The organism is Phenylobacterium soli (genome assembly GCF_003254475.1).
In the GTDB taxonomy this organism is placed as follows: Bacteria; Pseudomonadota; Alphaproteobacteria; order Caulobacterales; family Caulobacteraceae; genus Phenylobacterium; species Phenylobacterium soli.
Map to the genome: position 1 here is coordinate 1,445,536 of NZ_QFYQ01000001.1, position 24,783 is coordinate 1,470,318.

Here is a 24,783-nt window from a genome sequence, read left to right on the forward strand (position 1 = left end):
AGAGCGACAAGACCATTGCAACGCCGGATGGCCGAGCTTGGTTCGCTGCGAATCGTCCGCGTCGGACGGAGAGAATCACATCACCCCGGCGCGCAGGATGTCGTGCACGTGCAGGATGCCGACCGGCTTGCCGTCGTCGACCACGAACAGCACGGTCACCGAGGGCGGCGGGTCGCTCATCAGGGCCAGGGCCTCGGAGGCCAGCATGTCCGGCGGCACCGCCTTCTTGGGCCCGGCGGTCATCACCTGGCCGGCGGTGTGATCCAGCAGGCCCTCGGAGTGGCGGCGCAGGTCGCCGTCGGTGATGACGCCCACCAGCCGGCCGTCGGCGCCGGTGACGCCGACCACGCCGAACCGCTTGCCGGTCATCTCCAGCAGCGCCTCGCGCATCGGTGTGTCGGGACTGACAAGCGGCAGCTCCTCGCCCGCATGCATCAGGTCGCCGACGACCCGCAGCATGGCCCCGAGCTTCCCGCCCGGATGGAAGACGTGGAAGTCCTGCGGCTTGAATCCGCGCCGCTCGAGCAGGGCCACGGCCAGGGCGTCGCCGAGCGCGATCTGGAGGGTGGTGGAGGTGGTCGGCGCGTTGACCTCGCTGGTCGCCTCGGCCGCGTCGGCCAGCAGCAGCACCACGTCGGCGGCGCGGCCGAGCGCGCTGTCGGCCTTGGCGGTGATGGCGATCAGCGGGATGCGGAAGCGGGTGGCGTAGGCCAGCACGTCGGCCAGTTCGCGCACCTCGCCGGACTTGGAGAGGCCGAGGATCACGTCGCTCTCGCCGATCATGCCCAGGTCGCCGTGGCTGGCCTCCGCCGGATGGACGAAGAAGGCCGACGAGCCGGTCGAGGCGAAGGTGGCGGCGATCTTGCGCGCCACGTGGCCCGACTTGCCCATGCCGGTGCAGATGATCCGGCCGCCCTTCGCCTTCTCCTGGGCGGCGAACAGGATGTCGACGGCGCGGGCGAAGTCCGGCCCGAGGGCGTCGGCCTGGGCCTTAAGGGCGTCGGCCTCGGCGGCCAGGACCCGGCGGCCGACGGCGATGGCGTCCGACGTGCTCATTGGTTCGGCGAGAGCGCCTGGGCCTGCAGGTCGCGGACCGCGTCGCGCGCTTGGCGGATGCGCTTCTCGGAGGCCTCGGTCTCGCGGTCCATGGCCGCCTTCATGGCCGGCGTCTGCTGCACCGGCGTGTGGCCGAACGGGGCGGGCGAGCGGTCGCCGAGGCCCTGGGGCCAGACCATGGAGAAGCCGACGGCGGCCAGGGCCGCGAGGGCCAGGAGCGGCAGGTAGAGGCGATCGAGCATCTTGCCGCCTCCTATAGCGGTCCCAGCGACTCGGGCCAACGCGCCTCTGGGCGCTGCGCGCTTGACGGCGGCCCCTCCCAGGCCCTAGCGCGTCGCCCACACCATCTCGGAGACCCGCCTTGCCCACCCTCATCCTGCTGCGCCATGGCCAGAGCGAATGGAACCTGGCGGACCGTTTCACCGGCTGGGTGGACGTCGACCTGACGCCGCAGGGCGAGGCCGAGGCGAAGAAGGGCGGCCAGCTGATCAAGGCCGCGGGGCTGTCCATCGACCGCTGCTTCACCTCGGTGCTGACGCGGGCGATCCGCACCTCGTGGCTGGCGCTGTGGGCGGCCGGCCAGACCTTCGTGCCCGAGACCAAGGACTGGCGGCTCAACGAGCGCCACTACGGCGGCCTGACCGGCCTCAACAAGACCCAGACCGCCGAGAAGCACGGCGCCGACCAGGTGAAGATCTGGCGCCGCTCCTACGACGTGCCGCCGCCACCGCTCGCGCCCGGCGGCGAGTTCGACTTCTCCAAGGACCGCCGCTACGCCGGCGCGGACCTGCCCGAAACCGAGAGCCTGAAGACCACCCTCGACCGGGTGCAGCCATACTGGGAGGGCGAGATCGCCCCGCACCTGAAGGCCGGCGAGACCCTGCTGGTGGCCGCCCACGGCAACTCGCTGCGCGCCATCGTGAAGCTGATCTTCAACGTGGCGGACGATGCGATCGTCGGCGTCGAGATCCCCACCGGCAACCCGCTGGTGGTGGAGCTGGACGCCAACCTCAAGCCCACCGCCGCCCGCTACCTCGACGCCGACCGGGCGCAGCCGCTGCCGGCGATCTGAACCTTCTCCCGCGAGGGCAGAAGGGGCATGTAGAGGGCTGATGAGCAACTCAGCCGACGACGAAACCCACATGCGCCGGGCCATCGCCCTGGCGGCGACCCGCGTCGGCAAGACGGCCGAGAATCCGGCCGTCGGCTGCATCATCGTCAAGGACGGCGAGGTGGTCGGCGAGGGCGTCACGGGCGAGGGTGGCCGGCCGCACGCGGAGGAGCTGGCGCTCGACCAGGCCGGCGAACGCGCCGGCGGGGCCACCGCCTACGTCACCCTGGAGCCCTGCGGCGAGCGCTCCTCCGGCGCGCCGTCATGTAGTCAGCGGCTGGTGATGGCGGGGGTCGATCGCGTGGTGGTTGCGGCGAGCGACGCCTCGCCCTACGCCGCCGGCGTCGGCGTCGCCAGGTTGCGTGCATCCGGGGTAGAGACCGACCTGGGGTTGATGTCCCGAGAGGCGGCCGCCCTGTACGAGGGCTACTTCCCCGGGAAAATCGTCCGGCCCGAAGGCTAAATATTGGAAATCCATCCTTAATCCGCTCGGCATAGCCTTGTTCGGAGAAAGGAGACTCCGACCGTCGTGGCCATGCCCAGCGCACCCGCCGCCAGCCTCGTCGTCCGCCGCCTGAACCAGGCGGAGGTCGAGGCCATCTGCGCCAAGCACGACCGTCTGTGGAGCTCCAAGCCCGGCGGCGCCCGCGCCGTGTTCGCCTGGTGCGACCTGTCGGGGCTCGACCTCTCGGGCAAGAACCTGTGCGACGCCGACTTCACCGGCGCGATCCTGGCTTCCTGCCGGATGGTCCACGCCCGGCTCGACCACGCCAACCTGTTCGGCGCCGATATGCAGGACGCCAACCTTTCCGAGGCCTCGCTGCGCCGGGCCGACCTGCGCGGCGCCTGCCTGCGCAACGCCAACCTGACCGGCGCCGACCTCTTCGAATGCGACCTGCGCGAGGGCGCGCTCGCCGCCGCCGACCGCAAGTACGGCTTCCGGCGCCTGGAGACCAACCCCGCCGCCGTGGGCGAGGTGCAGGGCGCCAACCTGTCCGGCGCCAACCTCGAGCGCTCGCGCCTCTCGGGGGTCATGGCCGTGCGGGCCGACTTCACCGACGCGGTGCTCAAGGACGCCAAGCTGGTGCGGGCCAACCTCAAGCACGCCTCGCTCTCCGGCGCGAACCTCTCCGGCGCGGATCTCTCCGGCGCGGACCTGAAGGGCGCCGACCTGCGCGACGCGATCCTGGTGGGCGCCAAGACGATGGCCTGGAACGTCATGGACGCCAACATGGCCGGCGTGCTCACCGACGAGCCCACCGTGCCGGCCAGCGAGCGGATCAACTACGGCCACCTCATCAAGGAACACGCCCGCTGGTGCGAGACCGACGGCGCCGAGGGCAGCCCCTCGTCGTTCGACAAGGCCGACCTGCGCACCCTGGAGAGCATCAAGGGCTACAACCTCACAGCGCTCTCGGCGAAGGGGGCGATCTTCTACGGCCTCGACATGGAGGGCGTGCAGCTCCAGGGCGCCCATCTGGAAGGGGCCGACCTGCGCGGCTGCAACCTGCGCCGGGCCGACCTGCGCGGCGCGCGCCTCGTCAACGCCAAGCTCAACAGCGCCGACCTGCGCGAGGCCCAGATGGGCCCGCTGCTGCTGGGCGCCGACCGGCTGCTGCCGTGCAACCTCGCCGGCGCCTCGCTCAAGTTCGCCGAACTGGCCGGCGCGGACCTGCGCCAGGCCAATTTCACCGACGCCGACGTCAGCCGCGCCAACTTCCGCGGGGCGATGTTGCGCCAGGCCAACTTCACGGGCGTGCGCCGGCACGGCGCGCGCGGCCTGGAGGAAGTGATCTAGGTGGCCAGACCCGCCCTCTCGGGTCGCCGCAAGCTCACTCCCGGCGAACTCGACATCATCCTTGCGGCGCACGCGCGCTTCGTCGCCGGCCAGCCCGGCGGCAAGCGCCTGTCCCTACCGTTCGTCGACTTCACCGGCTTCGACCTCTCGGGCCGCGAGATGTCCGGCGCCGAGCTCTCCGGCTCGGTGTTCGACGCCGCCCGCCTCACCGGCGCGCGGCTGAACGGCGCCAACCTGTCGGGCTGCGACCTGCGCGGGGCGGACCTGCGCGGCGCGTTCCTGGCCAGGGCGGACCTGCGCGGCGCGTGCTTGCAGAGCGCCAATCTCGCCCACGCCGACCTCACCGGGGTCGACCTGCGCCCCGGCAAGGTGGCGCGCCCGCACCCCAGCAAGGGCTTCCCCGCCGTCGTCGAGGAGCCGCGCTCGGGCGAGGCGGACAATGCGGTGCTGACCGGCGCCACCCTCGACGACTCGCGCCTCGACGGCCTGCACGCCCCCGGCACGGACTTCTCCGACTGCTCGCTGCGCGGCGCCATGCTCACCGACGCCAACCTCAAGGACGCCGTGTTCTCCAGCGCCCTGATGGAAGGCGCGAAGGTCGAGGGGGCCAACCTCGAGGGCGCCAACCTCAAGCGCGCCGTGCTGACCGGCGTCGGCCTCGCCACGGCGCGCACGCGCGGCGCCCGGCTGGAAGGCGCGCTCACCGATGCGCCGCGGGTCAGCGCCCTGCGCACCGACAAGATCGCCGGCCTGCTCAAGGGGCACGACGCCTGGGTCCGCTCCGGCGGCAAGGAAGGCCAGCGGGCCGTGATCGACGGCGAGGACATGCGGCCCCACGCCGAGGCGCTGAAGGGCCTGCGGCTCACCGCCATCAGCGCCAAGCGCACCTGCCTGGTGGGCCTCGATCTCACCGGCGCCCAGCTCCAGGGCGCGGACCTCGAAGAGGCCGACCTGCGCGGCGCCGTGCTTAAGGACGCCGACCTGCGCGGCGCGCGCCTGCCCCGCGCCGATCTCACCAAGGCGAAGCTCGACGCGGCGCTGCTGTCGCCGCTGCCGCTGGGCGGCGGCCGCTCGACGCCTACCAACCTGAGCGGCGCGCGCCTGCGCGGCGCCTTCGCCCGCGGCGCGGATCTTTCGGGCGCGGCGCTCGCCGACGCCGACCTCAAGGGCTGCGATCTCGCCGGCGCCACCCTCGCGGCGGTCGAACTCTCGCCCCAGCAGAAGCGCGCCGCGCGCGGCCTCGCCCTCGGCGACGAGGACTGAGGCGACGGGCAAAAGAAAAGCGGCGCGGGGACCGCCCCGCGCCGCTTGCCTGGAATAGCTTTCCTCGCCGCGTGGCGGGGCGGGAGATCAGGCCGCCTTGTCGGCGGCCTCGCCCTCGATCAGCGGCTGGGAGGCCGTGCCGATCTCGATGCGGCGCGGCTTGAGCGCCTCGGGAAGCTCGCGCTTCAGGGCGATCTGCAGCACGCCGTCTTGCAGGTTCGCGTCGGTCACGACCACGTAGTCGGCCAGCTGGAACCGGCGCTCGAAATTGCGCTCGGCCAGGCCGCGATGCAGGAAGTGGCGGGTCTCGTCGTTGGCCGCCTTGCGGCCCTGGACGGTCAGGAGGTTTTCCTTGACCTCGACGTTGAGCTCATCGGGCCGGAAGCCGGCGACCGCGATCTCGATGCGGTACTCGTTCTCGGCGGTGCGCTCGATGTTGTACGGGGGATAGCCGGCCGGCGCAGTCTCGGTGGCGGCGGCTTCCAGGAGGTTGGCGAGGCGATCGAAGCCCACGACCGAACGATAGAGGGGAGCGAAGTCAAACGTACGCATAGGGGTCACATCCTTCTCTTCAAGCAAGGTTGCGATGTTCATGTGGAGCGCTTTGCACGAGCCGATCAGGCCTCGCACGCGCGCCCGGAAAGCCCGGAAATCCAGCGCCTTCCGCCAATCTAGATGGGTGACCGAAAACCGCGTTCAAGAGGTCGTCTAAGGCGTGCGCCGCAGGGGCGGCGAGCCGCTCCGCCAGGGCGCGCGAAGGCGGTCTGAAACCGTAACAGCGCTACCGGGGCGGTTTACTTCACTCGCGCCTAAAGCGAAGCTCTCTTGTGATTCGGGGAGCATTTGGGGGCATGGCGACGCTGGAGGAGCTGACGGAGCGAATCCGCCGGGCTGCTGCGTCGGACGCCGACCTCGGCCAAGGCCCGCTTTCCACGACGATCAAGCTCGACCTGAAGGGCGAGGGCTTCATCCACATCGACGGGGCGGCGGTCAGCAACGAGGACCGCCCGGCGGACCTGACGGTCACGGTGGCCCGCCGCGACCTCGAGGCGCTCGGCAAGGGCGAACTCGACCCGGTGCGCGCCATGATGACCGGCCGGCTGAAGCTCTCCGACATGGGGCTGGCGATGAAGCTGCAGCCCCGCATCCAGGCGATATTCTCCAAGGCCCGCGACTGATGTTCGACCCCGCGCCCCTGATCGCGACGTCCGACGCGCCGATCCCGGACGGCGCGGAGCCGGCCTGGATCTCCGGCGCCGGCGGGGCGCGCCTGCGCGCGGCCCTGTTCTCTCCCAAGGGGCGGGCGCGCGGCTCCATCGTGCTTTCCGGCGGCCGCACCGAGCCGATCGAGAAGTATTTCGAGGTGATCCAGGATTTCCTCGACCGCGGCTTCGTGGTGCTGGCCCACGACTGGCGCGGCCAGGGGCTGTCGCATCGCATGCTCGGCGACCCGCTGAAGGGCCACGCCGACGGCGCCAAGACCTTCCTCGACGACTTCAGGATCCTGCTCGACGCCTACGCCGAGCGGCTGCCGAAGCCCTGGGTGGCGGTGGCGCATTCGATGGGCGGGTGCCTCACCCTCCTGGCCATGGCCCACGGCGAGACGCGGTTCGCCGGCGCGATCTTCTCGGCCCCCATGCTGGGCGTGCAGACCGGCGGCCGCTCGCTGGCGACGGCCAAGATGATGACCCGCATCTCCAAGATGATGGGCCGGGCCCGGCGCTATGTGATGAACGATCCGGGCAAGCCGTTCGACGAGGACTTCGAAGCCAACGCCCTGACCCACGACCGCCAGCGCTTCGAGCGCACGCTCGGCCAGCTGAAGGCCGAGCCGCAGCTGGCCCTGGGTGCGCCCACCTGGGGCTGGCTCGACTTCGCGCTGCGGGCGACGGCCGAACTCGCCCGTCCCGAGCGTCTGTCGCACATAACCGTTCCGGTAATCATTCTTTCGGCAGAAGAAGACAAGCTGGTCGACAACGCGGCCCAACGAGCGGCCGCCCGCCACCTGCCGCAGGGCAAATTGATCAACGTCCCCGGCGCCTTCCACGAAATCCTGATGGAGACCGACGAGATGCGTAACATCTTCATGAGGGCCTTCGACGCCCTCACCGGGCGCGTTGCGCCCAAGCCGGCCGAGCCGCCGAAGGCCGCGCCGCCCACTCCGCCCAAGCCCGCCGAGGCGGCGCCCGCCGCCGCGGCTCCGACGCCCAGGCCCGCGGCCGCGCCGGCGCCCGCCGCCGCTGCCGCCGCCTCTCCGGCCCCCGCCGCGAAGAAGCCGGCCGCCGCTAAGAAGCCCGCCGCCAAGAAGCCGGCTGCGGCCAAGAAACCGGCCGCCGCCAAGAAGGCCGCCCCAGCCAAGACCGCTCAGGCTAAGGCCGCCAAGCCCGCCGCCGCGAAGAAGCCGTCGACGGCCAAGACAGCGGCTGCGAAGCCGGCGGCCAAGCCGGCCGCCGCCAAGAAGGCTCCGGCCAAGGCTCCGGCCAAGGCTGCGGCCAAGCCCGCTGCGGCGAAGAAGGCCCCCGCCGCCAAGAAGCCCGCGGCCAAGCCGGCCGCCGCCAAGAAGCCGGCTGCGGCGAAGAAGCCCGCCGCGGCGAAGAAGGCGCCGGCCAAGGCTCCGGCCAAGGCTGCAGCCAAGCCCGCTGCGAAGCCGGCCGCCGCCGCCAAGGCCCCTACGGCCAAGAAGCCGGCCGCCAATAAGCCCGCCGCCAAGAAGGCGGCTCCGGCCAAGAAGTAAGCTTCAGCTCGTACGCGTAAGGCGCCGCGGCCTCGTCAGGCCGCGGACCGCCGCAGGGCGACCAGCGCCTCGTCCAGGCAGGCGCGGTCGCCGGCGATGGCGATCTGCCCGCCCTGCTGGCCGACCGGCTGTCCGCGCCAGTCGGTGACCAGGCCCCCGGCGCCCTCGATCAGGGGGATGGCGGCCTCGATGTCCCAGGCCTGGAGGCCCGCCTCGATCACCATGTCCATCGTGCCGGCCGCCACCATGGCGTAGGCGTAGGCGTCGCAGCCGAGCCTCGCCAGCCGCGCGGCGGCGCGCACCTGTGTCCAGGCGCCGAGCTCGGCGCCGGTGAAGCACATCTCCGGATCGGTGGTGGCGATGATGGCGTCGGTGAGCTTGAGGCAGGGACGCACCTTCAAGGGCGTCGTCTCGCCGCCGCGGATCAGGCGCGAGCCGCCCGCATGGCCGATGTAGATCTCGTCCAGATAGGACTGACCGATCGAGCCCAGCACGGGCCGGCCCTCGAACCGCAGGCCGATCAGCGTGGTCCACAGCGGCAGGCCGGCGATGAAGGCCCGCGTGCCGTCCACCGGATCGAGCACCCAGACGAAGTCGGCGTCCGGCCGGTCCTCGCCATATTCCTCGCCGATGAAGCCGTGGTGCGGATAGCGTTCGGAGACCAGCTTGCGGATCGCCCGCTCGGCGCCCTTGTCGGCCTCGGTGACCGGATCGAAGCTCCAGCGGCCTTCCTTGTGGACCATGCCGTGGTCGCCGCGGAATCTCGGCAGGATCTCGCCCGCGGCGGCGTGGTTGAGCTCGATCAGGAAGGCGTCGAGCTCGTCGATCAGGTCTTGGGACAGCGCCGGCATGACGCCGGTTTAGAGGTTGGCGGCGGCTTTAGGAACAGCTCTCGCCCTCGATGTCGCCGTTCAGCGACTTGGCGAGGTCGAGCAGGCGGCGACGCGGGCGCTCGCCAAGCTGGTAGTAGGCGCGCACCAGGTCGCGCGTCTCCTTGCGCGAGAAGATCTCGCCGCTCTCTTCCATGCCCTGGGCCTGGGCCTCGGCGAAGCCTTCGAAGAAGTAGCTGACCGGCACCTCGAGCACCTCGGCCAGCTGCCAGACGCGGGCGGCCGACATGCGGTTGGCGGCGCATTCGTACTTCTGGATCTGCTGGAAGCGGACGCCGCAGGCGTGCGCGAGCTCCTGCTGGGTCAGGCCCAGCAACCGCCGCCGACGCCGAAGCCGCCGTCCCAGATGCACATCGATATCGTCCGCCATCACCCGGTATTCTCGTGTTCGCGCCGTCCGCGCTGGTTCATGTCCCCTTTCGGGACCCCACGCTTCGCCTCCCGCAAGACGGGCGCCAAAAGAGGCCTCGCGCGCTGCGCCGCGTTGCGCTGGGGCGGCGACGCCAACTAGTAGGAGGACGATGGCCAAGGCTTCCTTCGGACAGCATCTCCTCTGGCGGCTCGAGGCGTTCGCCTACGATGTCGTGGAGGCGCTCGCCCGCGCCTTCCCCATCGATGCGGTGTCCGATTTCGGATCAGCCCTGTTCCGCAGGCTCGGCCCGCTGACCTCCTCGCACCGGGTGGCCGAGACCAACCTGCGGATCGCCTTTCCGGCGGCCTCGGACGCCGAGATCGCGCGCCTCCTGGACGAACAGTGGGGCCAGCTCGGCCGCTGGGCGGCGGAGTTCCCGATCCTCGACCGCATCGTCGCCGATCCCGCCCGGGTCGAGGTGGTCGGCGCCGAGCGGCTGAAGGCCATCGCCGAGGGCGGCGGGCCGGTGGTGTTCATCTCCGGCCACTTCTCGTCCTTCGAGCTGATGCCGGCCGTCATCCTGCACGCCGGCATCACCTGCCAGATCACCTACCGCGCCACCAACAACCCCTATGTGGACGCCCGCATCCACCGGGCCCGCACGCGCTACGGCGTCGAGCTCTTCGCGCCCAAGGGCCTGGAAGGCGCCCGCGAGCTGATCCGCGCCCTCTCGCGCGGGGAGTCGGTGGCGCTGATGAACGACCAGAAGTTCAACGGCGGCATCGCCGCGCCGCTGTTCGGGGTCATGGCCCATACCGCGCCCGGCCCTTCGACCTTCGCCCTGCGCTTCAAGATCCCGCTGCAGCCGATGAGCGTCGAGCGGATCGGCAAGACCCACTTCCGCGTCACCGCCCACGAGCCGATCTGGCTCGACGACACCGGCGACCGGGACGCCGACCTCGAGGCCGGCGTGCGCAAGGTCAACGCCTTCATGGAAGAGCGCATCCTCGCCCAGCCGACCCAGTGGTTCTGGGTCCACAAGCGCTGGCCGAACGAGATCTACAAGAAATCGTCCTCCCACGCGTAGCGGGGGAGGGGCGGGAACTAGGCCGGGTTGCTGGTTTCCTGCCAGCGCTTCAGCGCCTCCGCCGGGCCGGCGTAGGCCTCCTGCAGCGGCGCGCTCCAGTAGCGCAGGGCTTCCAGCGGGATCTTCTGGCCGGTGACGGCGCAGAGCACGAAGCGGCCGGGCTTGAGGACGGCGAACTCGCCGTCGCCATAGTGCAGCACGGCGAGGTCCTGGCTGGCGAAATCGCGATCGTGGGCGTTCATGGGGCCTATTTAAGCCCTCGATGACGATCAGAACAGATCGCCCTGCACCGAGGTTGCGGCCGGGCCTGGCCTGGCCTTCGGCTTGGCGGGCTTCGGAGCCGGCTTGGCGACGGGATCGCCGCCGCCGGCGGGCCCCTGACCGTCCACCACGGCGCTGCGGGTCACCTTGTCGCCGAAAGTCATGGCGACCGTCTCGCCGCTCACCAGCTCGGCGCCCGAGCGCACCAGGCTGCCGTCGGCCCGCGCTACCCGCGCGAAGCCGCGCTGCAGGGGCCGGTCGGGATCGACGCTGACCAGCAGCTTGCCCAGCGCCTCCAGCCGCTCGCCGGCCCGGGCGAGGCGCCGCTCGGCGGCGGGCTGCAGCCGCTGGGCCACGGCATCAAGCCGCTGGCGCTGCACCGCCTGGGGCCGCTGGAGAAGGAGCGGCGAGAGGCGCGAGGCCACCCGCACGAGGTCGCGTTCGTGGGCGGCGGCGTTCTTGGCCAGGGCCGCGCCGAGCCGGCCGGAGACGATGTCGAACCGCTGCTCGGCAAGCCGCACCAGATCGGGGACCCGCTGCAGCGCCCGCTCGGCGTGGATCACCCGCGCGCGGCGGTCCTCCACCACGCGCCCGCCGCAGCGGTGCATCCGGCTGCCCAGGTCGCCCACCAGCGCCTTCAGCTCGGCCAGCACCGGCGTCGCCATTTCGGCCGCCGCCGTGGGGGTCGGGGCGCGCCGGTCGGACACGAAGTCGATGAGGGTGGTGTCGGTCTCGTGGCCCACGGCGCTGATCAGCGGGATCGGGCAGTCGGCGACGGTGCGCGCCAGGCCCTCGTCGTTGAACGGCCACAGGTCCTCCACCGAGCCGCCGCCGCGCGCCACGATCAGGACGTCGGGCCGCGGGACGCCGGCCGCCGGTCCCAGGGCGCAGAAGCCGCGGATCGCCGCCGACACCTGGGCCGCGGCCGCATCGCCCTGCACCACCACCGGCCAGACCACCACCCGGCACGGCCAGCGGTCGCGGATGCGGTGCAGGATGTCGCGGATCACCGCGCCCGTCGGGCTGGTCACCACCCCGACCACGGCGGGCATCGAGGGCAGGGGCTTCTTGCGCTCCGGTGCGAACAGGCCCTCGGCCGCGAGCCGGGCCTTCAGCCGCTCGAGCTGGGCGAGCAGGGCGCCCATGCCCGCCGCTTCCATGGTCTCGATGACGATCTGGTAGCGAGAGCCGGCGGGATAGGCGGTGATCTTGCCGGTGACGATCACTTCCAGCCCCTGCTCGGGCCGGATCGACAGCCCGCGCACCTGGCCCTTCCAGACCACCCCGTCGATCGCCGCCCGCTCGTCCTTGAGGGTCAGGTAGACGTGGCCGTTGGAGTGATGAGTGACCTTGGACAGCTCGCCCCGCAGGCGGACGAACCCGTAGGCGTCCTCCAGCGTCCGCTTCAGCGCGAACGCCAGCTCCGACACCGAATAGGGCCGGGCGTTGCCATCCTGGGCGACGGTGTCGGGAGAGGCCTCGGGCGCGACGTCGGTCATCGGGGAGAAGGTAGTCCCGCAGCCCGCGATTCCCAATGTGCGCTTTGCGCTTCGGGGCGGTGGGCGTTTGCGCCTATGAAGCCCGGACGCATCATCACTTCACAGGCGGCGCCGTGATCAAGAGAGCACTCGACCTGGGCTGCGGTTCGGCGCCCCAGAACCCGTTCTCCGCCGAGGAGGTCTATGGCGTCGACATCCGCGAGGACGCCGCCGCGCGGGTAGTGCAGGCGGACCTGGCGATCGAGCCGATCCCCTTCGAGGACGACTTCTTCGACGTGGTCACCGCCTTCGACTTCATCGAGCACGTGCCGCGCATCCTCTACGCGCCGGGGCGGCGGTTCCCGTTCGTCGAGCTGATGAACGAGATCTGGCGGGTGCTGAAGCCGGGCGGGGCGTTCCTGTCCTACACCCCGGCCTTCCCCGCCGGGCCGGCGTGGCGCGACCCGACGCACGTCAACATCATCACCGAGGAGACCTTCCCCCTCTACTTCGACGACCAGCGCCGGATGGCCGCGATGTACGGGTTCAAGGGCTATTTCCGGATCCAGAGCCAGAAGCGCCACGACAACGGCGTCCACCTAGTGACGGTGATGAACAAGGTCGTGCCCGCGGCCGCCACGCCCGCGGTCGAGGCGCCGGACTTCACGGCCGTCGCGCCGCCGGAAGGCTAGGCCCCAAACGGAAAGGGCGCGCCCGCCGCCGAAGCTTGCGGACGCGCCCCCATCCCCAACGGATCCAGGGAGCCCGAAGGCCGGTCGGTCAGATGTACCGACGCAGCGAGCGGGCCAATTCGGCGGCGGAGCTCTTCTTCTTCGCCTGGGCGGGCTGATAGGCCACCTGGGCGTGCTCGTGGCAGTAGGGGCCGGTCTCGTCCGTGCGGCGGCCGCAGAAGGTGAAGTTGTCCAGGGCCGGATCGCCGATCGGCCACTTGCACATGTGGGCGCCGAGGGTCAGCACGGTGGCCGTGCCCGGCTCCTCGTCCACGTAGCGAACCGGCGAGGGCGCCGGCGCCAGGGTCGCGGGCTCGGCCAGCCGGCGCGGGGCCGAGGGAGCCGCCGCCGGACGGGCCGGGCGCGGCGCCTTGAACACCGTGCGGGCGGGCTTGGACGGCGCCGCGCGGCCGGAGAGGCCCAGGCGGTGCACCTTGCCGATCACAGCGTTGCGGGTGACTCCCCCCAGCTGCTTGGCGATCTGACTGGCGGAGAGACCCTCCTGCCAGAGCTTCTTCAGGAGCTCGACCCGTTCGTCAGTCCAACCCATGCTCGCCTCCCAGCCTGCGGTCCGGACCTCCCCCACGGCGGCCCTCGGACTCAACATCTTGTGGCGCCCGACAGTCTCAGCGCTCACCAACCACTATCAGTGGTAAACAAGTCCTTAAGGGACACAATAGGCGCCCTTCGCTTCATCCACAGGAACTAGATGTTGGGTTAACCCGTCGCAGGCTTGCGGCTGGGCCGCGGGCGGCGCACATGAGGGGTCATGAAGGACATGGCCACCCAAGACGAAGTCGTTCTGCCGCCCCAGCCCCGGGTCTATCAGGGGATCAACTGGGAGGGCCTGAAGACCCTCTATCTGCGGGAGGTGCGGCGCTTCTGGAAGGTGGGCATGCAGACGCTCGCCGCCCCGGTGGTGACGGCCCTGCTGTACATGCTGGTGTTCGTGGTGGCGGTCGGCGGCGGCCGGCCGGTGGAGGGCATCGCCTACGGCGCCTTCGTGGCGCCGGGCCTGATCATGATGCAGGTCCTCTCCAACGCCTTCGCCAACTCCTCGTCCTCGCTGCTACAGGCCAAGTTCAACGGCCTGATGGGCGACTTCATGACCCCGCCGCTCACCCCGTTGGAGCATCTGATCGGCTTCGGCGGCGGCGCGGCCACGCGGGGCATCCTGGTGGGCGCGGTCGCCGGCCTGGCGGTCCTGCCCTTCGCTCACATCACCCTCGCCCACCCCTGGGCGGCCCTGTTCTTCGGCCTCGGCGCGGCGCTGATCATGGGCTTCGTCGGGATCATGGCCGGGCTCTGGTCGGAGAAGTTCGACCACATCGCGGCGGTGACCAACTTCGTCATCATGCCGATGACGTTCCTCTCGGGGACCTTCTACCTGATCGAGCGCCTGCCCGAGCCGTTCCGCACGATCAGCCAGTACAATCCGATCTTCTATCTGATCGACGGCTTCCGGTACGGCTTCATCGGCCACGCCGAAGGCTCGCTCACGGTCGGCGTCTCGCTGACCCTGGCCCTGACCCTCGTCACCGGCTTCGTCTGCTACCGGATGTTCGCCACGGGCTACAAGATCAAGACCTGAGCGCCACCTGGCCGGGCATCGGAATGTGCTCGCAACCCGGCGGCTTTTAAGGTCAAGCTCCCGCGGGGTTCGCCGGGAGAAACGCCATGGCCGCCGTTCACGCCTCCGAGGCTTCGCCTGCGGGTCAGGGCTCGATCCGCGCTGTGGTGCTGGCCGGATTGGCCGGCGGCGCGGTGGATTTCGTCTACGCCTGCGGCGTCGCGCTGGTTCACGGCCGCTCGCTCCTGCGGCCTTGGCAGGGCGTGGCGAGCGGCTGGATCGGCAAGGCGGCGGGGGAGGGCGGCCTCGCCACGGCGGCGCTGGGCGTCGTCACCCACTTCGCCATCGCCACCTGCATGGCCGCCGCCTTCGCCCTTGTCGCAAGCCGCCTGCGCCAGCTCTACGCCCGGCCGCTCGCCGCCGGGGCCGTCTACGGCCTGGTGCTCTACGGGGTGATGTACGGCCTCGTCCTGCCGCTGCGGTTCCCGGCGAGGTTCCCGCGCTGGGACGGCGTCCAGTCCCTGACCGACATCGCCGCCCATGTGGGCGTCGGGCTCGCCATCGCCGCGGTTCTGTCGCGCAGCGCCCGGGCGCCCCTAAATCGTTGACATCCCGCCGTTACGAGCGGAAAAGGCCAGGCCTTCCAGTCCCCGTGCGCGCACGCCGGGGACGTTTGCCTTTTGGAGGGCTCCTTCGGTGACCGAGAAGACCGCGCCGCAAGCCGCCGCGACCGTTCCCAGCGACCACATCATGGGCGTCTATCAGCGCGCCCCGCTGGCGTTCGAGCGAGGCGAAGGCGCGCGCCTCTACACCGCCGAGGGCGAGGCCTACCTCGACTGCATGGCCGGCATCGCGGTGAACGCGCTCGGCCACGCCCACCCCAAGCTCGTCCAGGCCCTGAAGGACCAGGCCGAGAAGCTGTGGCACGTCTCCAACATCTTCACGATCCCGGGCCAGCAGACGCTCGCCGGCATGCTGACCGACGCGACCTTCGCCGACGTGGTGTTCTTCACCAACTCGGGGACCGAGGCGATCGAGTGCGCCATCAAGACCGCGCGTAAGCACCACTGGGCCAACGGCCAGCCCGAGCGCATCGATATCATCGGCTTCGAGGGCTCGTTCCACGGCCGCACCATCGCGGCGGTGAACGCCTCGGGCAACGCCGGCTACCTCGAGGGCTTCGGCCCGCGCCTGCCGGGCTTCGTCCAGCTGCCGTTCGGCGACCTCGACGCGATCCGGGAAGCGGTCGGCCCGACCACCGCGGCGATCATCCTCGAGCCCGTGCAGGGCGAGGGCGGCGCGCGGGCGTGGTCGGAGGCGACCTTGCGCGCCATCCGCCAGCTCTGCGACGAGACCGGGACGCTGCTGATCTACGACGAGATCCAGTGCGGCCTCGGCCGCACCGGCCGCCTCTTCGCCTACGAGTGGCTCGACGGGGCCGCCGACCCGGACATCATGGCCGTGGCCAAGGCGCTCGGCGGCGGCTTCCCTGTCGGCGCCTGCCTCGCCACGGTCGATGCGGCCAAGGGCATGACCCCCGGCTCGCACGGCTCGACCTACGGCGGCAACCCGCTGGCTATGGCCGTCGGCATCGCCGCGGTCGAGGAGCTGACCAAGCCCGAGCTGCTCGCCCATGTGCGCGAGGTGGCCGGCTACTTCACCCAGCAGCTTTCGGGCCTGAAGGACCGCTACCCGGACGTGGTCGCCGACATCCGCGGCAAGGGCCTGCTGATCGGCGTCAAGCTGGTGACGCCGAACCGCGAGTTCATGCAGCACGCCCGCGACCAGCACCTGCTGATCGCCGGCGGCGGCGAGAACTGCGTGCGCCTCCTGCCGCCGCTCACCCTCACTCTCGACGAGGCCCGCGAGGCCATCGAGAAGTTCGAGCGCGCCTGCGAGGCCGCCCAGGCCAAGGCCAAGGCCGCCGCCTGATCCCGCCATCCATCCCGGCGCCCGCCGGATTTCCGATCACAGCCACCCGCTCCTCGCGTCAGCGCCGGGAGCGGGCCTTGGGGGGTTCACGATGACCCAGCCCGTCAGACACTTCATCGATCTCTGGAAGCTAGAGAACGCGGACGTCCGCGCGATCCTCGACGACGCGCGCACCCGCAAGGCCGCGCGCCTCGGGTGGCCGAAGGGTCAGCCGGACGCGGACAAGCCGGCCGAGCACCGGACCCTCGCCATGATCTTCGAGAAGCACTCCACGCGGACCCGCTTCTCGTTCGACGCGGCCATGCGCCAGCTCGGCGGCCACGTGATCATCTCCAACGCCGCCGACATGCAGCTCGGCCGCGGCGAGCCGATCGAGGACACCGCCAAGGTGCTGTCGCGCATGGTCGACGCCATCATGGTCCGCGCCAACGTCCACGAGGACCTGGAGCGGCTGGCGCTGAACGCCTCGGTGCCGGTGATCAACGGCCTGTCGGACAAGGGCCACCCCTGCCAGATCATCGCCGACCTGCTGACCATCGAGGAGCGGCTGGGGCCGGTGTCGGGCAAGACCCTGGCCTGGGTGGGCGACGGCAACAACGTCTGCGCCAGCTTCATCCACGCCGCGCCCAAGCTCGGCTACCGGCTGCGCATCGCCAGCCCGGCGGTCTATCACCCGGACCTGGTCGACCTCGCCCGCGCCGCCGAGCAGCAGGGCCTGATCGAGACCACCGAGGATCCGCGCGAAGCGGTGAAAGGCGCGCACGCCGTCATCACCGACACCTGGGTCTCCATGGGCGACACCGACCATGACGAGCGGATGGACGCGCTCGAGCCCTATCAGGTGGACGAGGAGCTGATGAGCCTCGCCGACTCCAAGGCCCTGTTCCTCCACTGCCTGCCCGCCCACCGGGGCGAGGAAGTGGTCGACGAGGTCATCGACGGGCCGCAGAGCGTCGTCATCGACGAGGCCGAGAACCGCATCCACGCCCAGAAGTCGATCCTGGCGTGGTGCTTCGGGAAGATCTGAAGGGATCATCCCTCCCCTAAAGAGGAGGGAAAAGGACTAGGCCGCCAGGGCGGCGGTCCTGGCTTCGCGGGTCTTCAGGCCTTCCAGCATCAGCATGCCGGCGCCGGCGAACAGCCAGTCGCCGAACAGGGTGCCGCGGAAGAAGGGCAGGGCGGCGGTGTAGCATTCCGCCAGGCCCGCCGGGGTGTGGGCGTACATGCCGCCCGCCAGCCAGACGCCGAAGTTGGAGACCAGGAAGAAGGCGACCGGCGCGCCGACGACGACGCCGATCCGGGCCGCGGCCGGACGCTTGGCCGCCCAGCGGGCGCCGAGCGCGATGAGGGCGAAGGCCAGGTAGTCGAACGCCCGGTCCGGGTGCACGGCGCGGCCGTCGAAGGCCAGGTTCAGCACGGTGTCGGAGATCAGCAGCCCGATGAACGGCGCGGCCATCCACATCAACCCGCCGCCGAGATAGAGCCCGCCGAGCACGAACATCGCGCCGACCGGCGTCAGGTTCGGCAGGTGCGGGACGATCCGGTAGAGGCACACCGCGGCGATCGCGGCGAGGGCGCCGGCGCGGGTCAGACCGAGAGCGGAAAGCTTTTGGGCGATCTTCGACATGACCCCTCCTATAGCGCGCGTCGTCTTGTCGCGACAGATGCCGCAAGGTAGCCCGCGCCTTCCGGAAGGCTGCGACGCAGCGCAGGCTCGCGAAATCGTCCCAGCATCCTATATGGGGCCGCATGACGACAGTTTCCGATGACCTGGTCGGCGCCTTCCAGATCGAAGGCGAGCCCGTCCGCGGCCGCCTCGCCCGGCTGGGTCCCGCCATCCACGAGATCCTGACCGGCCACTCCTATCCGGAGCCGGTGGCCAACCTGCTGGGCGAAGCCTGCGCGCTCGCCGCCCTGGTGGGCTCCAACATGAAGTTCGAGGGTCGGCTGATCGTCCAGGCCCAGGGCTCGGGCCCGGTCCGCTACGTGGTCGCCGACTACGACACCTCCGGCGGGCTGCGCGGCTATTGCCGCTACTCCGAGGAGGAGGTCGCCAAGGCCTGCGAGGGCTTCCAGCGGCCCGGCGCGCGCTCGCTGCTCGGCGACGGCGTGTTCATCATGACCATCGACCAGGGCGAGGACATGGACCGCTACCAGGGCGTCACCGCCATCGAGGGCGAGACCCTGGCGCTTTGCGCCGAGCAGTACTTCGCCCAGTCCGAGCAGACGCCCACCCGCATCCTGCTGGCCGTCGGCCAGGCCGACGACGGCCAGGGCCCCAAGTGGCGCGCGGGCGGCGTGCTCATCCAGCACATCGCCGGCGACGACGCCCGCGGCTCGACCCAGGAGGCGTGGGACCGCACCCAGGCCCTCTTCGAGACCATCGGCGAGGACGAGCTGATCGACCCGGAGCTCGCCTCCAACACCCTGCTGTGGCGGCTCTTCCACGAGGACGGGGTGCGGGTGTTCGGCTCGAAGATGCTGCGCGCCTTCTGCCGCTGCTCGCAGCACCGCATCGAGACGGTGCTCAAGTCCTTCCCGGCCGCCGACCGCGCCGAGATGGTCGAGGACGACGGCAAGATCCGCGTCACCTGCGAGTACTGCAGCCGCGTCTATGCGGTCGAGCCCGACAGCCTCGACGAAGCGGCGGCCTGACCGGGGTCAGGCCGCGTCCAGCGCCCGGCAGACGTCGCGGGTCAGGTCGCCGACGCCTTCGAGGCCGACGCTCATCCGCACCCAGCCTTCGGTGAGGCCGATCTCGGCCCGCTCGGCGTCCGACATCGAGCGGTGCGTGGTCGTGCACGGGTGCGTGGCCATCGACTTGGCGTCGCCGAGGTTGTTGGAGATGTCGACGATCTGCAGCGCGTTCAGGAACCGCCAGGCGGCCTCGCGGCTGCCGAGGTCGAAGGCCACGACGTTGCCGCCGCCGGTCATCTGGTTGGCGATGACCGCCGCCTGCGGATGGTCGGGCCGCGTCGGATAGAGCACCGACCTCGCCTTGGACGAGGCGGCGATCGCCTCAGCCAGCTTGGCCGCGCCCTCGGCCTGGCGCACGACGCGAAGCTCCAGCGTCTCCAGTCCCTTCATCAGCACCCAGGCGTTGAACGGCGACAGCGCCGGGCCGGTGTGGCGCAGCATGTCCTTGTAGGCTTCGTCCATCACCGCCTGGGAGCCGAGGATCGCCCCGCCGAGCACCCGGCCCTGGCCGTCGATGTGCTTAGTGGCCGAATAGACGACCACGTCGGCGCCGAGCGCCAGCGGCTTCTGGAAGACGGGCGTGGCGAAGACGTTGTCCACCACCAGCTTGGCGCCGGCCGCATGGGCGATCTCGGCCACCGCCCCGATGGCGGTGACTTCCAGCAGCGGATTGGCCGGGCTTTCCACCAGGAAGGCCTTGGTGTTGGGCCGAACGGCGTTCTTCCAGGCGTCGAGGTCGGTGGCGTCCACATAGGTGGTCTCCACCCCGAAGCGCGGCATCCAGTTCGACAGGATCCAGCGGCACGAGCCGAACAGGGCGCGGCCGGCCACGATGTGGTCGCCGGCCCGCACCAGGCCCATCAGCGCCATCTGCACCGCGGCCATGCCAGAGGCGGTGGCGCGGCACTGCTCGGCGCCCTCGATCAGCGCCAGGCGGTCCTCGAAGATCGACGTCGTGGGGTTGCCGAAGCGCTGGTAGATGAAGCCGGGATCCTCGCCGCTGAACCGCCGGTCGGCGGCCTCGGCGCTGGGGTAGGCGAAGCTCTGGGTCAGGAACAGGGCCTCGGAGATCTCTCCGTACGGCGAGCGGGCCATGCCGCCGCGGACGGACCTGGTCTCGATCTCCCAGTTCTTGGGATCCTCGGCGCGCGGATCTTCGGCCATGGCGGGCCCCTTTCGTCGCAAAGCCAGAACGGTGGGGGCAGGAACCGCACGCGGGCGCCGAGGTCAAGGCAGGGATTCTGCCCAAGGTGGCAGCCAGTCTCGTCGCGCGGAGAAGGAAAGCTGAGCCGAACCTTGCCAGACTCGCCGTCTGCGTTAAGTCTTCGCCGCCCATGAGCGATACCACCGCCCCGGGCATCCTGCCCTCGCAGTCCATCGACGAGCTGATCGCCAAGGGCGCGATCCTCTCCGACAAGCCGTTCGACAAGGATCAGGTCCAGCCGGCCAGCCTCGACCTGCGGCTCGGCGCCCGCGCCTGGCGGGTGCGCGCCTCCTTCCTGCCCGGCCGCGGCCGCAAGGTGACCGAGCGCATCGCCGACGTGGCCATGCACGAGCTCGACCTGACCAAGGGCGCGGTGCTGGAGCGCGGCTGCGTCTACATCGCGGAGCTGCAGGAGCATCTGAAGCTGCCGCCGGGCGTCTCGGCCCGGGCCAATCCGAAGAGCTCCACGGGCCGGGTCGACGTCTTCGTGCGCCTGCTGTCCGACGCCGGTCCCGCCTTCGACGACGTGGCCGAGGGCTACCATGGCCCGATCTACATCGAGATCGCGCCCCAGACCTTCTCGGTCCTGGTGCGCCAGGGCACGCGCCTCAACCAGCTGCGGCTCAAGCGCGGCCAACCCTCGCGGCTGCGCATCGAGAGCGTCGGGGTCGACCTCACCGACGGCATCGCCGGTTTCCGCGCCCGCCGCCACGCGCCGGTCGTCGACCTCGACCGCGAGGACGGCCACGACCCGAGCGACTACTGGGAGCCCCTGATCCCGCGCGACGGCCAGCTGCTGCTCGATCCCGGCGAATTCTACATCCTGGCCTCGAAGGAGGCGGTGGAGATCCCGGTCATGGAAGCGGCCGAGATGACGCCCATCGACCCTTCGGTCGGCGAGTTCCGCGTCCACTACGCCGGCTTCTTCGATCCCGGCTTCGGCACCGACGAGGCGCACGGCAAGGGCAGCCGCGGCGTGCTCGAGGTGCGCAGCCACGAGACCCCCTTCATCCTGGAGGACGGCCAGACGGTCGCCCGGCTGGTCTACGAGCCGCTGACCGCCCGGCCCGCGCGGCTCTACGGCGACCTCGGGTCGCATTACCAGCGCCAGGGCCTCAAGCTATCCAAGCACTTCAGGGCCTGGGGGAACTGATCCGCCGCGCCCCGGGAGACAAGGGGCGGGAGCGACGGCGTGAAGCGTTGGTTTTGCAGGATGGCGGCTGCGGCCGCGGTCCTGATCGGGGGGCTCGGAGCGGCTGGCGCGGCGGATGCTGCGCCGGCCCTCTGGCTCGTCAAATCCGACCACGCCAAGATCTATCTGTTCGGCACGCTCCACGCCCTGTCGCCGGCCGCCGCCAAGGCCTGGCGCACGCCGCTCTACGATCAGGTGTTCGGCCAGGCCCAGACCCTGTGGTTCGAGACCGACGTCGAAGGCGCCGACCCGAAGGCCGTGGCCGACCTCGTCGCCCACTACGGCGTCGATCCGCTGCACCCGCTCAGCCAGAAGCTCGCTCCCTCCCAGGTCGAGGTCCTGCGCCGCCAGGCCGACCTCGCGCGCATCGACCACCTGCGGCCCTGGGCGGCGGCCCTGATGCTCTCCATGCAGCCCGTCCTCTCCGGCGGCGCCCAGGTGCAGGCCGGGGCCGACATCGCCATGACGCGGACCGCCCGCGCCGGCGCCAAGCCGGTGAAGTTCTTCGAGACCCTTGAGGATCAGGCCCGCCTCTTCGCCGACCTGCCCGAACCGGCCGAGGTGAAGTACCTCGCCGACGTGCTGAAGGAGCGCAGCCGGCCGTCGGGCCATGGCCCCGCCAGGCAGGAGCCGATGGAGCAGGCCTGGCTCGACGGCGATCTCGCCCGCCTGGGGCCGGCCCTGGTCGGTCAGATGAAGACCAACAACCCAGCGCTCTACAACGCCCTCCTGAAGCGACGCAACGAGGCCTGGGCCGCCCGGCTGGAGCGCGAGCTCGCCACCGGCGCCCCCGTCGAGCTGGTCAACGTAGGCGCCCTGCACATGATGGGCGACGACGGCCTGCCGGCCCTGCTCAGGGCCCGCGGCTACGACGTCGAGCGCATCCAGTAGCTATTCGGCTGGCCGCATGTAGATCGAGCGCTTGGGCCGATCCATCACCCGCCGCATCATCGGCACGAAGGCCTCCAGCGGCATGGACTCGTAGGTCGGGTCGAACGAGTTCTGGTCGTAGAGGTGGCAGAACTGGGCGCAGTACTCGAAGTGCGGATGCCCGCGGTACTCCTCGCGCATGTCGCGGTCGAGGCCCAGGTGATGGAAGAAGTAGTAGCCCTGGAAGACGCCGTGCTTCTCCAGCATCCAGTGGTTGGCGTCGGAGATGTAGGGCCTGAGGATCGCCGCGCCCATCTCGGCGTGTGAGGCCGGCAGCAGGATGTCGCCGATGTCGTGCAGCAGGGCGCAGACCACGTACTCCTCGTCGCGGCCGTCCTTGTGGGCGCGGGTCGCGGTCTGCAGCGAGTGCTCCAGCCGGTCCACGGCGTAGCCGCCGTAGTCCTCGTCCAACAGCTTCAGGTGCGCCAGGATGGCGTCGACGTGCTGGCCGCGATGCTGGGCGTTGGCGCGCATGATCGTCTGCCAGTCCTCGAGGGTGCCCTCGGTCATGGCGTGGAACTTGGCGCGGTCTTGAACCTGGATGCTGGCGTCGTCGGCCATCGCGGCCTCCCTGTGATCTTGTTCTTCTGGCGGTGATCGTGCGGCCGGCCTGGCCGCACGTCAACGCGGCGAGGCCTACTCCGCCGGCTCCACGGCCGGGGCCGTGACGAAGCCCGGCCAGTTGCGCATGTACTGCACGAAGGTGGGGCTGAGCCCTTCCGACGCCAGGTATTCCGGGCTCACCGGCCGCGCCACCGGCTCGAAGTCCGGATCGGCGGCGTACTGCTTCGGATAGTCGTGGTGCAGGATCGCCGCCCGGCCGAGGAAGACGAAGTCCATCCCCTGATCCAGGCAGGCGCGCACATCGTCGCCGCTCATGATCTTGCCGGCGCAGCCCAGCCGGGTCTCGCCGCGCGGCAGGTCGGTGAAGAAGCTCATCAGGCTCCTGCCCTTGTGCTCCTCCTCCACCGGCTCCTTGGCGTAGTCCCAAAGGCTCATGTCGAGGTAGTCGAGCTGGCCGTCGCGCAGCACCTCGGCGGCGACCTCACGGATCTCCAGCAGCTTCAGGCCGAACCGCTCCGGCGACAGGCGCAGGCCGAGGTTGAAGTCCTTGCCCGTGCGGGCGCGGATGCCGGCGATGATCTCCTTGATGATCCGCATGCGGTTCTCGAGGCTGCCGCCCCACTTGTCCGTGCGCTTGTTGATCTCCGGGGAGAGGAACTGGGCGAGGATGTAGCCGTGGGCGCCGTGGATCTCGACGCCGTGGAAGCCGGCCTTCTCGCAGCGCACGGCCGCGGCCACGAAGTCCTCGATCAACTGCTCGACCTCGGCGGCGCTCAGCGCCCGGGCGCCCGTCTCCGGATCGTCGGAGGGGCAGACCGGCTGGCCGACGAGCTCCTTGGGCGAGCGGTTGCCGGCGTGGTGCAGCTGGACGACGCTCAACGAGCCTTCCTGGTTGATGGCCTTGGCCAGCCGGGTCAGCCCCGCCAGGTGCTGGTCGCCGAACACGCCGAGCTGGCCGGGGAAGCCCTGGCCGACGGCCTGGACGTGGGCCGCGCAGGTCATGGTCAGGCCGAAGCCCCCCTTGGCCCGCAGGGTCAGCCAGTGGAACTCCTCGTCCGACAGCACGCCGTCGGCGTGGCTCTGGGAGTTGGTGAGCGGGGCGAGCGCGAACCTGTTCTTCATCTCAGGTCCGCGGGCGAAGGACATCGGCGACAGCACGTCGGTCAAGGCAGCATCCTCAAACGCTTGTTCGGGCTGAACCCTAGCGAAGCTGCCGCAAGGGCGCCAATGCAGGGATTCTGCGGCGCCTGTGAGACAGGGTCGCGGGCGGCAGGGGTCTGCGGGGAGGCTTGGAGCGGGTGAGGGGAATCGAACCCCTGACATTCAGCTTGGGAAGCTGACGTTCTACCTCTGAACTACACCCGCGCAGCCTTCCCCTTAGCGGGTCTTCCAGAGGGTCTCAAGCCGGGGCGCGGGCTTGATCGCGATCAAGGCCCTGGGCGGGCGCGGGTCTAGCGCTGGGGCATGAGGCGTCTCGTCCTGCTCGCCGTCTGCGTCCTGGCCCTGGCGGGTTGCGCCGGGCCGAAGAAGAGCGCCTGCGCGGGCCTGACCTACACCGACGCCGGGGTCAGCCGCGCCCAGTACGGCCCCTGCGCACGGGCCATGGTCGCCGAGCTCGACCGGATGCACGCGGCCCTGGCGATCCTCGGCGACGCGGCGCGCCCCAAGGCCGAGCGGCTCAAGGCCAAGACCGCCTGCTTCAACGCCAACACCGCGCTCACCCGGCTGATCGACGAGGCCGGCGGGACCGACAAGCTGGTCCATGTGCGCTGGGCGGACGAGCGGCTGGTGCGCCTCAACTACGACCTGGTCTCCGCGCGCGAGGCCTACATCATGTACTGCTACTACGGCCTGCCCGGCGCCGAGGCGATGGCCGAGGACCGCTCGCACACAGCCGCCCGCGAGGCCGTCCGTGCGCTGCCCTGAACTCCCG

At 70.7% G+C, this 24,783-nt stretch carries 28 protein-coding genes and 1 tRNA gene; 16 read left to right on the top strand and 13 right to left on the bottom strand.

Translation table 11 applies throughout. The annotated features are described in order from the left end of the window. Positions 1–75 precede the first annotated feature (75 nt). Complete coding sequence (locus DJ017_RS07190; RefSeq protein WP_111528076.1) at positions 76–1,056, bottom strand: KpsF/GutQ family sugar-phosphate isomerase; 981 nt, start codon at positions 1,054–1,056, stop codon at positions 76–78. Further along, a complete protein-coding gene (locus DJ017_RS07195; protein WP_111528077.1) occupies positions 1,053–1,298 on the bottom strand; it encodes a hypothetical protein in 246 nt (81 codons plus the stop codon). The genes DJ017_RS07190 and DJ017_RS07195 overlap by 4 nt, the downstream gene beginning before the upstream one ends. A gap of 119 nt (positions 1,299–1,417) precedes the next feature. Between DJ017_RS07195 and gpmA the strand changes: the two genes are divergently transcribed. From gpmA to DJ017_RS07215, 4 genes are all read left to right on the top strand, one after another. Further along, positions 1,418–2,128, top strand: a complete 711-nt coding sequence (gpmA, locus tag DJ017_RS07200) for a 2,3-diphosphoglycerate-dependent phosphoglycerate mutase (protein ID WP_111528078.1) — start codon at positions 1,418–1,420, stop codon at positions 2,126–2,128. A 40-nt stretch (positions 2,129–2,168) separates the two neighbouring features. Next, complete coding sequence (locus DJ017_RS07205; protein WP_227000055.1) at positions 2,169–2,630, top strand: bifunctional diaminohydroxyphosphoribosylaminopyrimidine deaminase/5-amino-6-(5-phosphoribosylamino)uracil reductase RibD; 462 nt, start codon at positions 2,169–2,171, stop codon at positions 2,628–2,630. Between the two features lie 72 nt (positions 2,631–2,702). Beyond that, the gene (locus DJ017_RS07210; RefSeq protein WP_111528079.1) at positions 2,703–3,965 is read left to right on the top strand and encodes a pentapeptide repeat-containing protein; all 1,263 of its coding nucleotides are present in this window, start codon (positions 2,703–2,705) and stop codon (positions 3,963–3,965) included. Next, entirely contained in the window at positions 3,966–5,228 is a 1,263-nt protein-coding gene (locus DJ017_RS07215; protein ID WP_111528080.1) for a pentapeptide repeat-containing protein, read from the top strand. Between the two features lie 87 nt (positions 5,229–5,315). Here the strand turns inward: DJ017_RS07215 and DJ017_RS07220 are convergent, their stop codons facing one another. Beyond that, positions 5,316–5,780, bottom strand: coding sequence for an Hsp20 family protein (locus DJ017_RS07220; RefSeq protein WP_111528081.1), 465 nt, complete (start codon positions 5,778–5,780; stop codon positions 5,316–5,318). A 299-nt stretch (positions 5,781–6,079) separates the two neighbouring features. Between DJ017_RS07220 and DJ017_RS07225 the strand changes: the two genes are divergently transcribed. Continuing rightward, positions 6,080–6,406 (top strand): SCP2 sterol-binding domain-containing protein, encoded by a 327-nt coding sequence (locus tag DJ017_RS07225; RefSeq protein ID WP_111528082.1) that lies wholly within the window; start codon positions 6,080–6,082, stop codon positions 6,404–6,406. Continuing rightward, positions 6,406–7,962: an alpha/beta fold hydrolase gene (locus DJ017_RS20780; protein ID WP_133255402.1), complete on the top strand. Its 1,557-nt coding sequence runs from the start codon at positions 6,406–6,408 to the stop codon at positions 7,960–7,962. Before DJ017_RS07225 ends, DJ017_RS20780 begins: the two co-directional genes overlap by 1 nt. Before the next feature lie 35 nt (positions 7,963–7,997). Here DJ017_RS20780 and hisN read toward each other — a convergent pair whose 3' ends face one another. Together hisN and DJ017_RS07245 are read right to left on the bottom strand one after the other, a co-directional pair. Next, on the bottom strand, positions 7,998–8,813 hold the full coding sequence (hisN, locus tag DJ017_RS07240; RefSeq protein ID WP_111528083.1) for a histidinol-phosphatase: 816 nt from the start codon (positions 8,811–8,813) through the stop codon (positions 7,998–8,000). A gap of 28 nt (positions 8,814–8,841) precedes the next feature. Further along, positions 8,842–9,222: a helix-turn-helix domain-containing protein gene (locus DJ017_RS07245; protein WP_111528084.1), complete on the bottom strand. Its 381-nt coding sequence runs from the start codon at positions 9,220–9,222 to the stop codon at positions 8,842–8,844. A 151-nt stretch (positions 9,223–9,373) separates the two neighbouring features. On the opposite strand from DJ017_RS07245, the gene DJ017_RS07250 reads away from it, so the two are divergent. Then, positions 9,374–10,291, top strand: coding sequence for a lysophospholipid acyltransferase family protein (locus DJ017_RS07250; RefSeq protein WP_111528085.1), 918 nt, complete (start codon positions 9,374–9,376; stop codon positions 10,289–10,291). Between the two features lie 17 nt (positions 10,292–10,308). Here the strand turns inward: DJ017_RS07250 and DJ017_RS07255 are convergent, their stop codons facing one another. Further along, the gene (locus tag DJ017_RS07255) at positions 10,309–10,533 is read right to left on the bottom strand and encodes a DUF2093 domain-containing protein (protein WP_111528086.1); all 225 of its coding nucleotides are present in this window, start codon (positions 10,531–10,533) and stop codon (positions 10,309–10,311) included. A 27-nt stretch (positions 10,534–10,560) separates the two neighbouring features. After that, positions 10,561–12,051 carry an exodeoxyribonuclease VII large subunit gene (xseA, locus tag DJ017_RS07260; protein WP_111528087.1) on the bottom strand — a complete coding sequence of 497 codons (1,491 nt, stop codon included), beginning with the start codon at positions 12,049–12,051 and terminating at the stop codon, positions 10,561–10,563. 113 nt (positions 12,052–12,164) lie between these two features. Between xseA and DJ017_RS07265 the strand changes: the two genes are divergently transcribed. After that, the gene (locus DJ017_RS07265) at positions 12,165–12,722 is read left to right on the top strand and encodes a class I SAM-dependent methyltransferase (RefSeq protein WP_227000056.1); all 558 of its coding nucleotides are present in this window, start codon (positions 12,165–12,167) and stop codon (positions 12,720–12,722) included. Between the two features lie 88 nt (positions 12,723–12,810). Here DJ017_RS07265 and gcrA read toward each other — a convergent pair whose 3' ends face one another. Then, a complete protein-coding gene (gene gcrA / locus DJ017_RS07270; protein WP_111528088.1) occupies positions 12,811–13,311 on the bottom strand; it encodes a cell cycle sigma 70 cofactor GcrA in 501 nt (166 codons plus the stop codon). Positions 13,312–13,530: 219 nt separating this feature from the next. On the opposite strand from gcrA, the gene DJ017_RS07275 reads away from it, so the two are divergent. The 4 genes from DJ017_RS07275 (at position 13,531) to argF (ending at position 17,290) form a co-directional block, all read left to right on the top strand. Next, positions 13,531–14,352, top strand: a complete 822-nt coding sequence (locus DJ017_RS07275) for an ABC transporter permease (protein ID WP_111528089.1) — start codon at positions 13,531–13,533, stop codon at positions 14,350–14,352. Between the two features lie 86 nt (positions 14,353–14,438). Further along, positions 14,439–14,939 carry a hypothetical protein gene (locus tag DJ017_RS07280; protein ID WP_111528090.1) on the top strand — a complete coding sequence of 167 codons (501 nt, stop codon included), beginning with the start codon at positions 14,439–14,441 and terminating at the stop codon, positions 14,937–14,939. A 142-nt stretch (positions 14,940–15,081) separates the two neighbouring features. Beyond that, positions 15,082–16,263, top strand: a complete 1,182-nt coding sequence (locus DJ017_RS07285; RefSeq protein WP_111530007.1) for an aspartate aminotransferase family protein — start codon at positions 15,082–15,084, stop codon at positions 16,261–16,263. A 91-nt stretch (positions 16,264–16,354) separates the two neighbouring features. Beyond that, the gene (gene argF / locus DJ017_RS07290; RefSeq protein WP_111528091.1) at positions 16,355–17,290 is read left to right on the top strand and encodes an ornithine carbamoyltransferase; all 936 of its coding nucleotides are present in this window, start codon (positions 16,355–16,357) and stop codon (positions 17,288–17,290) included. A 36-nt stretch (positions 17,291–17,326) separates the two neighbouring features. Here the strand turns inward: argF and DJ017_RS07295 are convergent, their stop codons facing one another. Next, complete coding sequence (locus DJ017_RS07295) at positions 17,327–17,890, bottom strand: DUF6580 family putative transport protein (protein ID WP_111528092.1); 564 nt, start codon at positions 17,888–17,890, stop codon at positions 17,327–17,329. Between the two features lie 110 nt (positions 17,891–18,000). Between DJ017_RS07295 and DJ017_RS07300 the strand changes: the two genes are divergently transcribed. Next, positions 18,001–18,918: an Hsp33 family molecular chaperone gene (locus tag DJ017_RS07300; RefSeq protein WP_227000210.1), complete on the top strand. Its 918-nt coding sequence runs from the start codon at positions 18,001–18,003 to the stop codon at positions 18,916–18,918. 6 nt (positions 18,919–18,924) lie between these two features. Here the strand turns inward: DJ017_RS07300 and metZ are convergent, their stop codons facing one another. Next, entirely contained in the window at positions 18,925–20,124 is a 1,200-nt protein-coding gene (metZ, locus tag DJ017_RS07305; protein ID WP_111528094.1) for an O-succinylhomoserine sulfhydrylase, read from the bottom strand. 170 nt (positions 20,125–20,294) lie between these two features. Here metZ and DJ017_RS07310 point away from each other — a divergent pair, with 170 nt between their 5' ends. Further along, positions 20,295–21,317, top strand: coding sequence for a 2'-deoxycytidine 5'-triphosphate deaminase (locus DJ017_RS07310; protein ID WP_111528095.1), 1,023 nt, complete (start codon positions 20,295–20,297; stop codon positions 21,315–21,317). Positions 21,318–21,377: 60 nt separating this feature from the next. After that, positions 21,378–22,247, top strand: a complete 870-nt coding sequence (locus DJ017_RS07315; protein ID WP_111528096.1) for a TraB/GumN family protein — start codon at positions 21,378–21,380, stop codon at positions 22,245–22,247. On the opposite strand, the gene DJ017_RS07320 is transcribed toward DJ017_RS07315, so the two are convergent. From DJ017_RS07320 to DJ017_RS07330, 3 genes are all read right to left on the bottom strand, one after another. Next, on the bottom strand, positions 22,248–22,847 hold the full coding sequence (locus DJ017_RS07320; protein WP_111528097.1) for an HD domain-containing protein: 600 nt from the start codon (positions 22,845–22,847) through the stop codon (positions 22,248–22,250). It lies immediately after the preceding gene. A 75-nt stretch (positions 22,848–22,922) separates the two neighbouring features. After that, positions 22,923–24,008, bottom strand: coding sequence for an NADH:flavin oxidoreductase (locus DJ017_RS07325; protein WP_227000211.1), 1,086 nt, complete (start codon positions 24,006–24,008; stop codon positions 22,923–22,925). Positions 24,009–24,140: 132 nt separating this feature from the next. Beyond that, positions 24,141–24,215, bottom strand: a tRNA-Gly gene (locus DJ017_RS07330). Positions 24,216–24,314: 99 nt separating this feature from the next. Between DJ017_RS07330 and DJ017_RS07335 the strand changes: the two genes are divergently transcribed. After that, complete coding sequence (locus DJ017_RS07335; RefSeq protein WP_111528098.1) at positions 24,315–24,776, top strand: hypothetical protein; 462 nt, start codon at positions 24,315–24,317, stop codon at positions 24,774–24,776. The last annotated feature ends 7 nt before the right edge of the window (positions 24,777–24,783 follow it).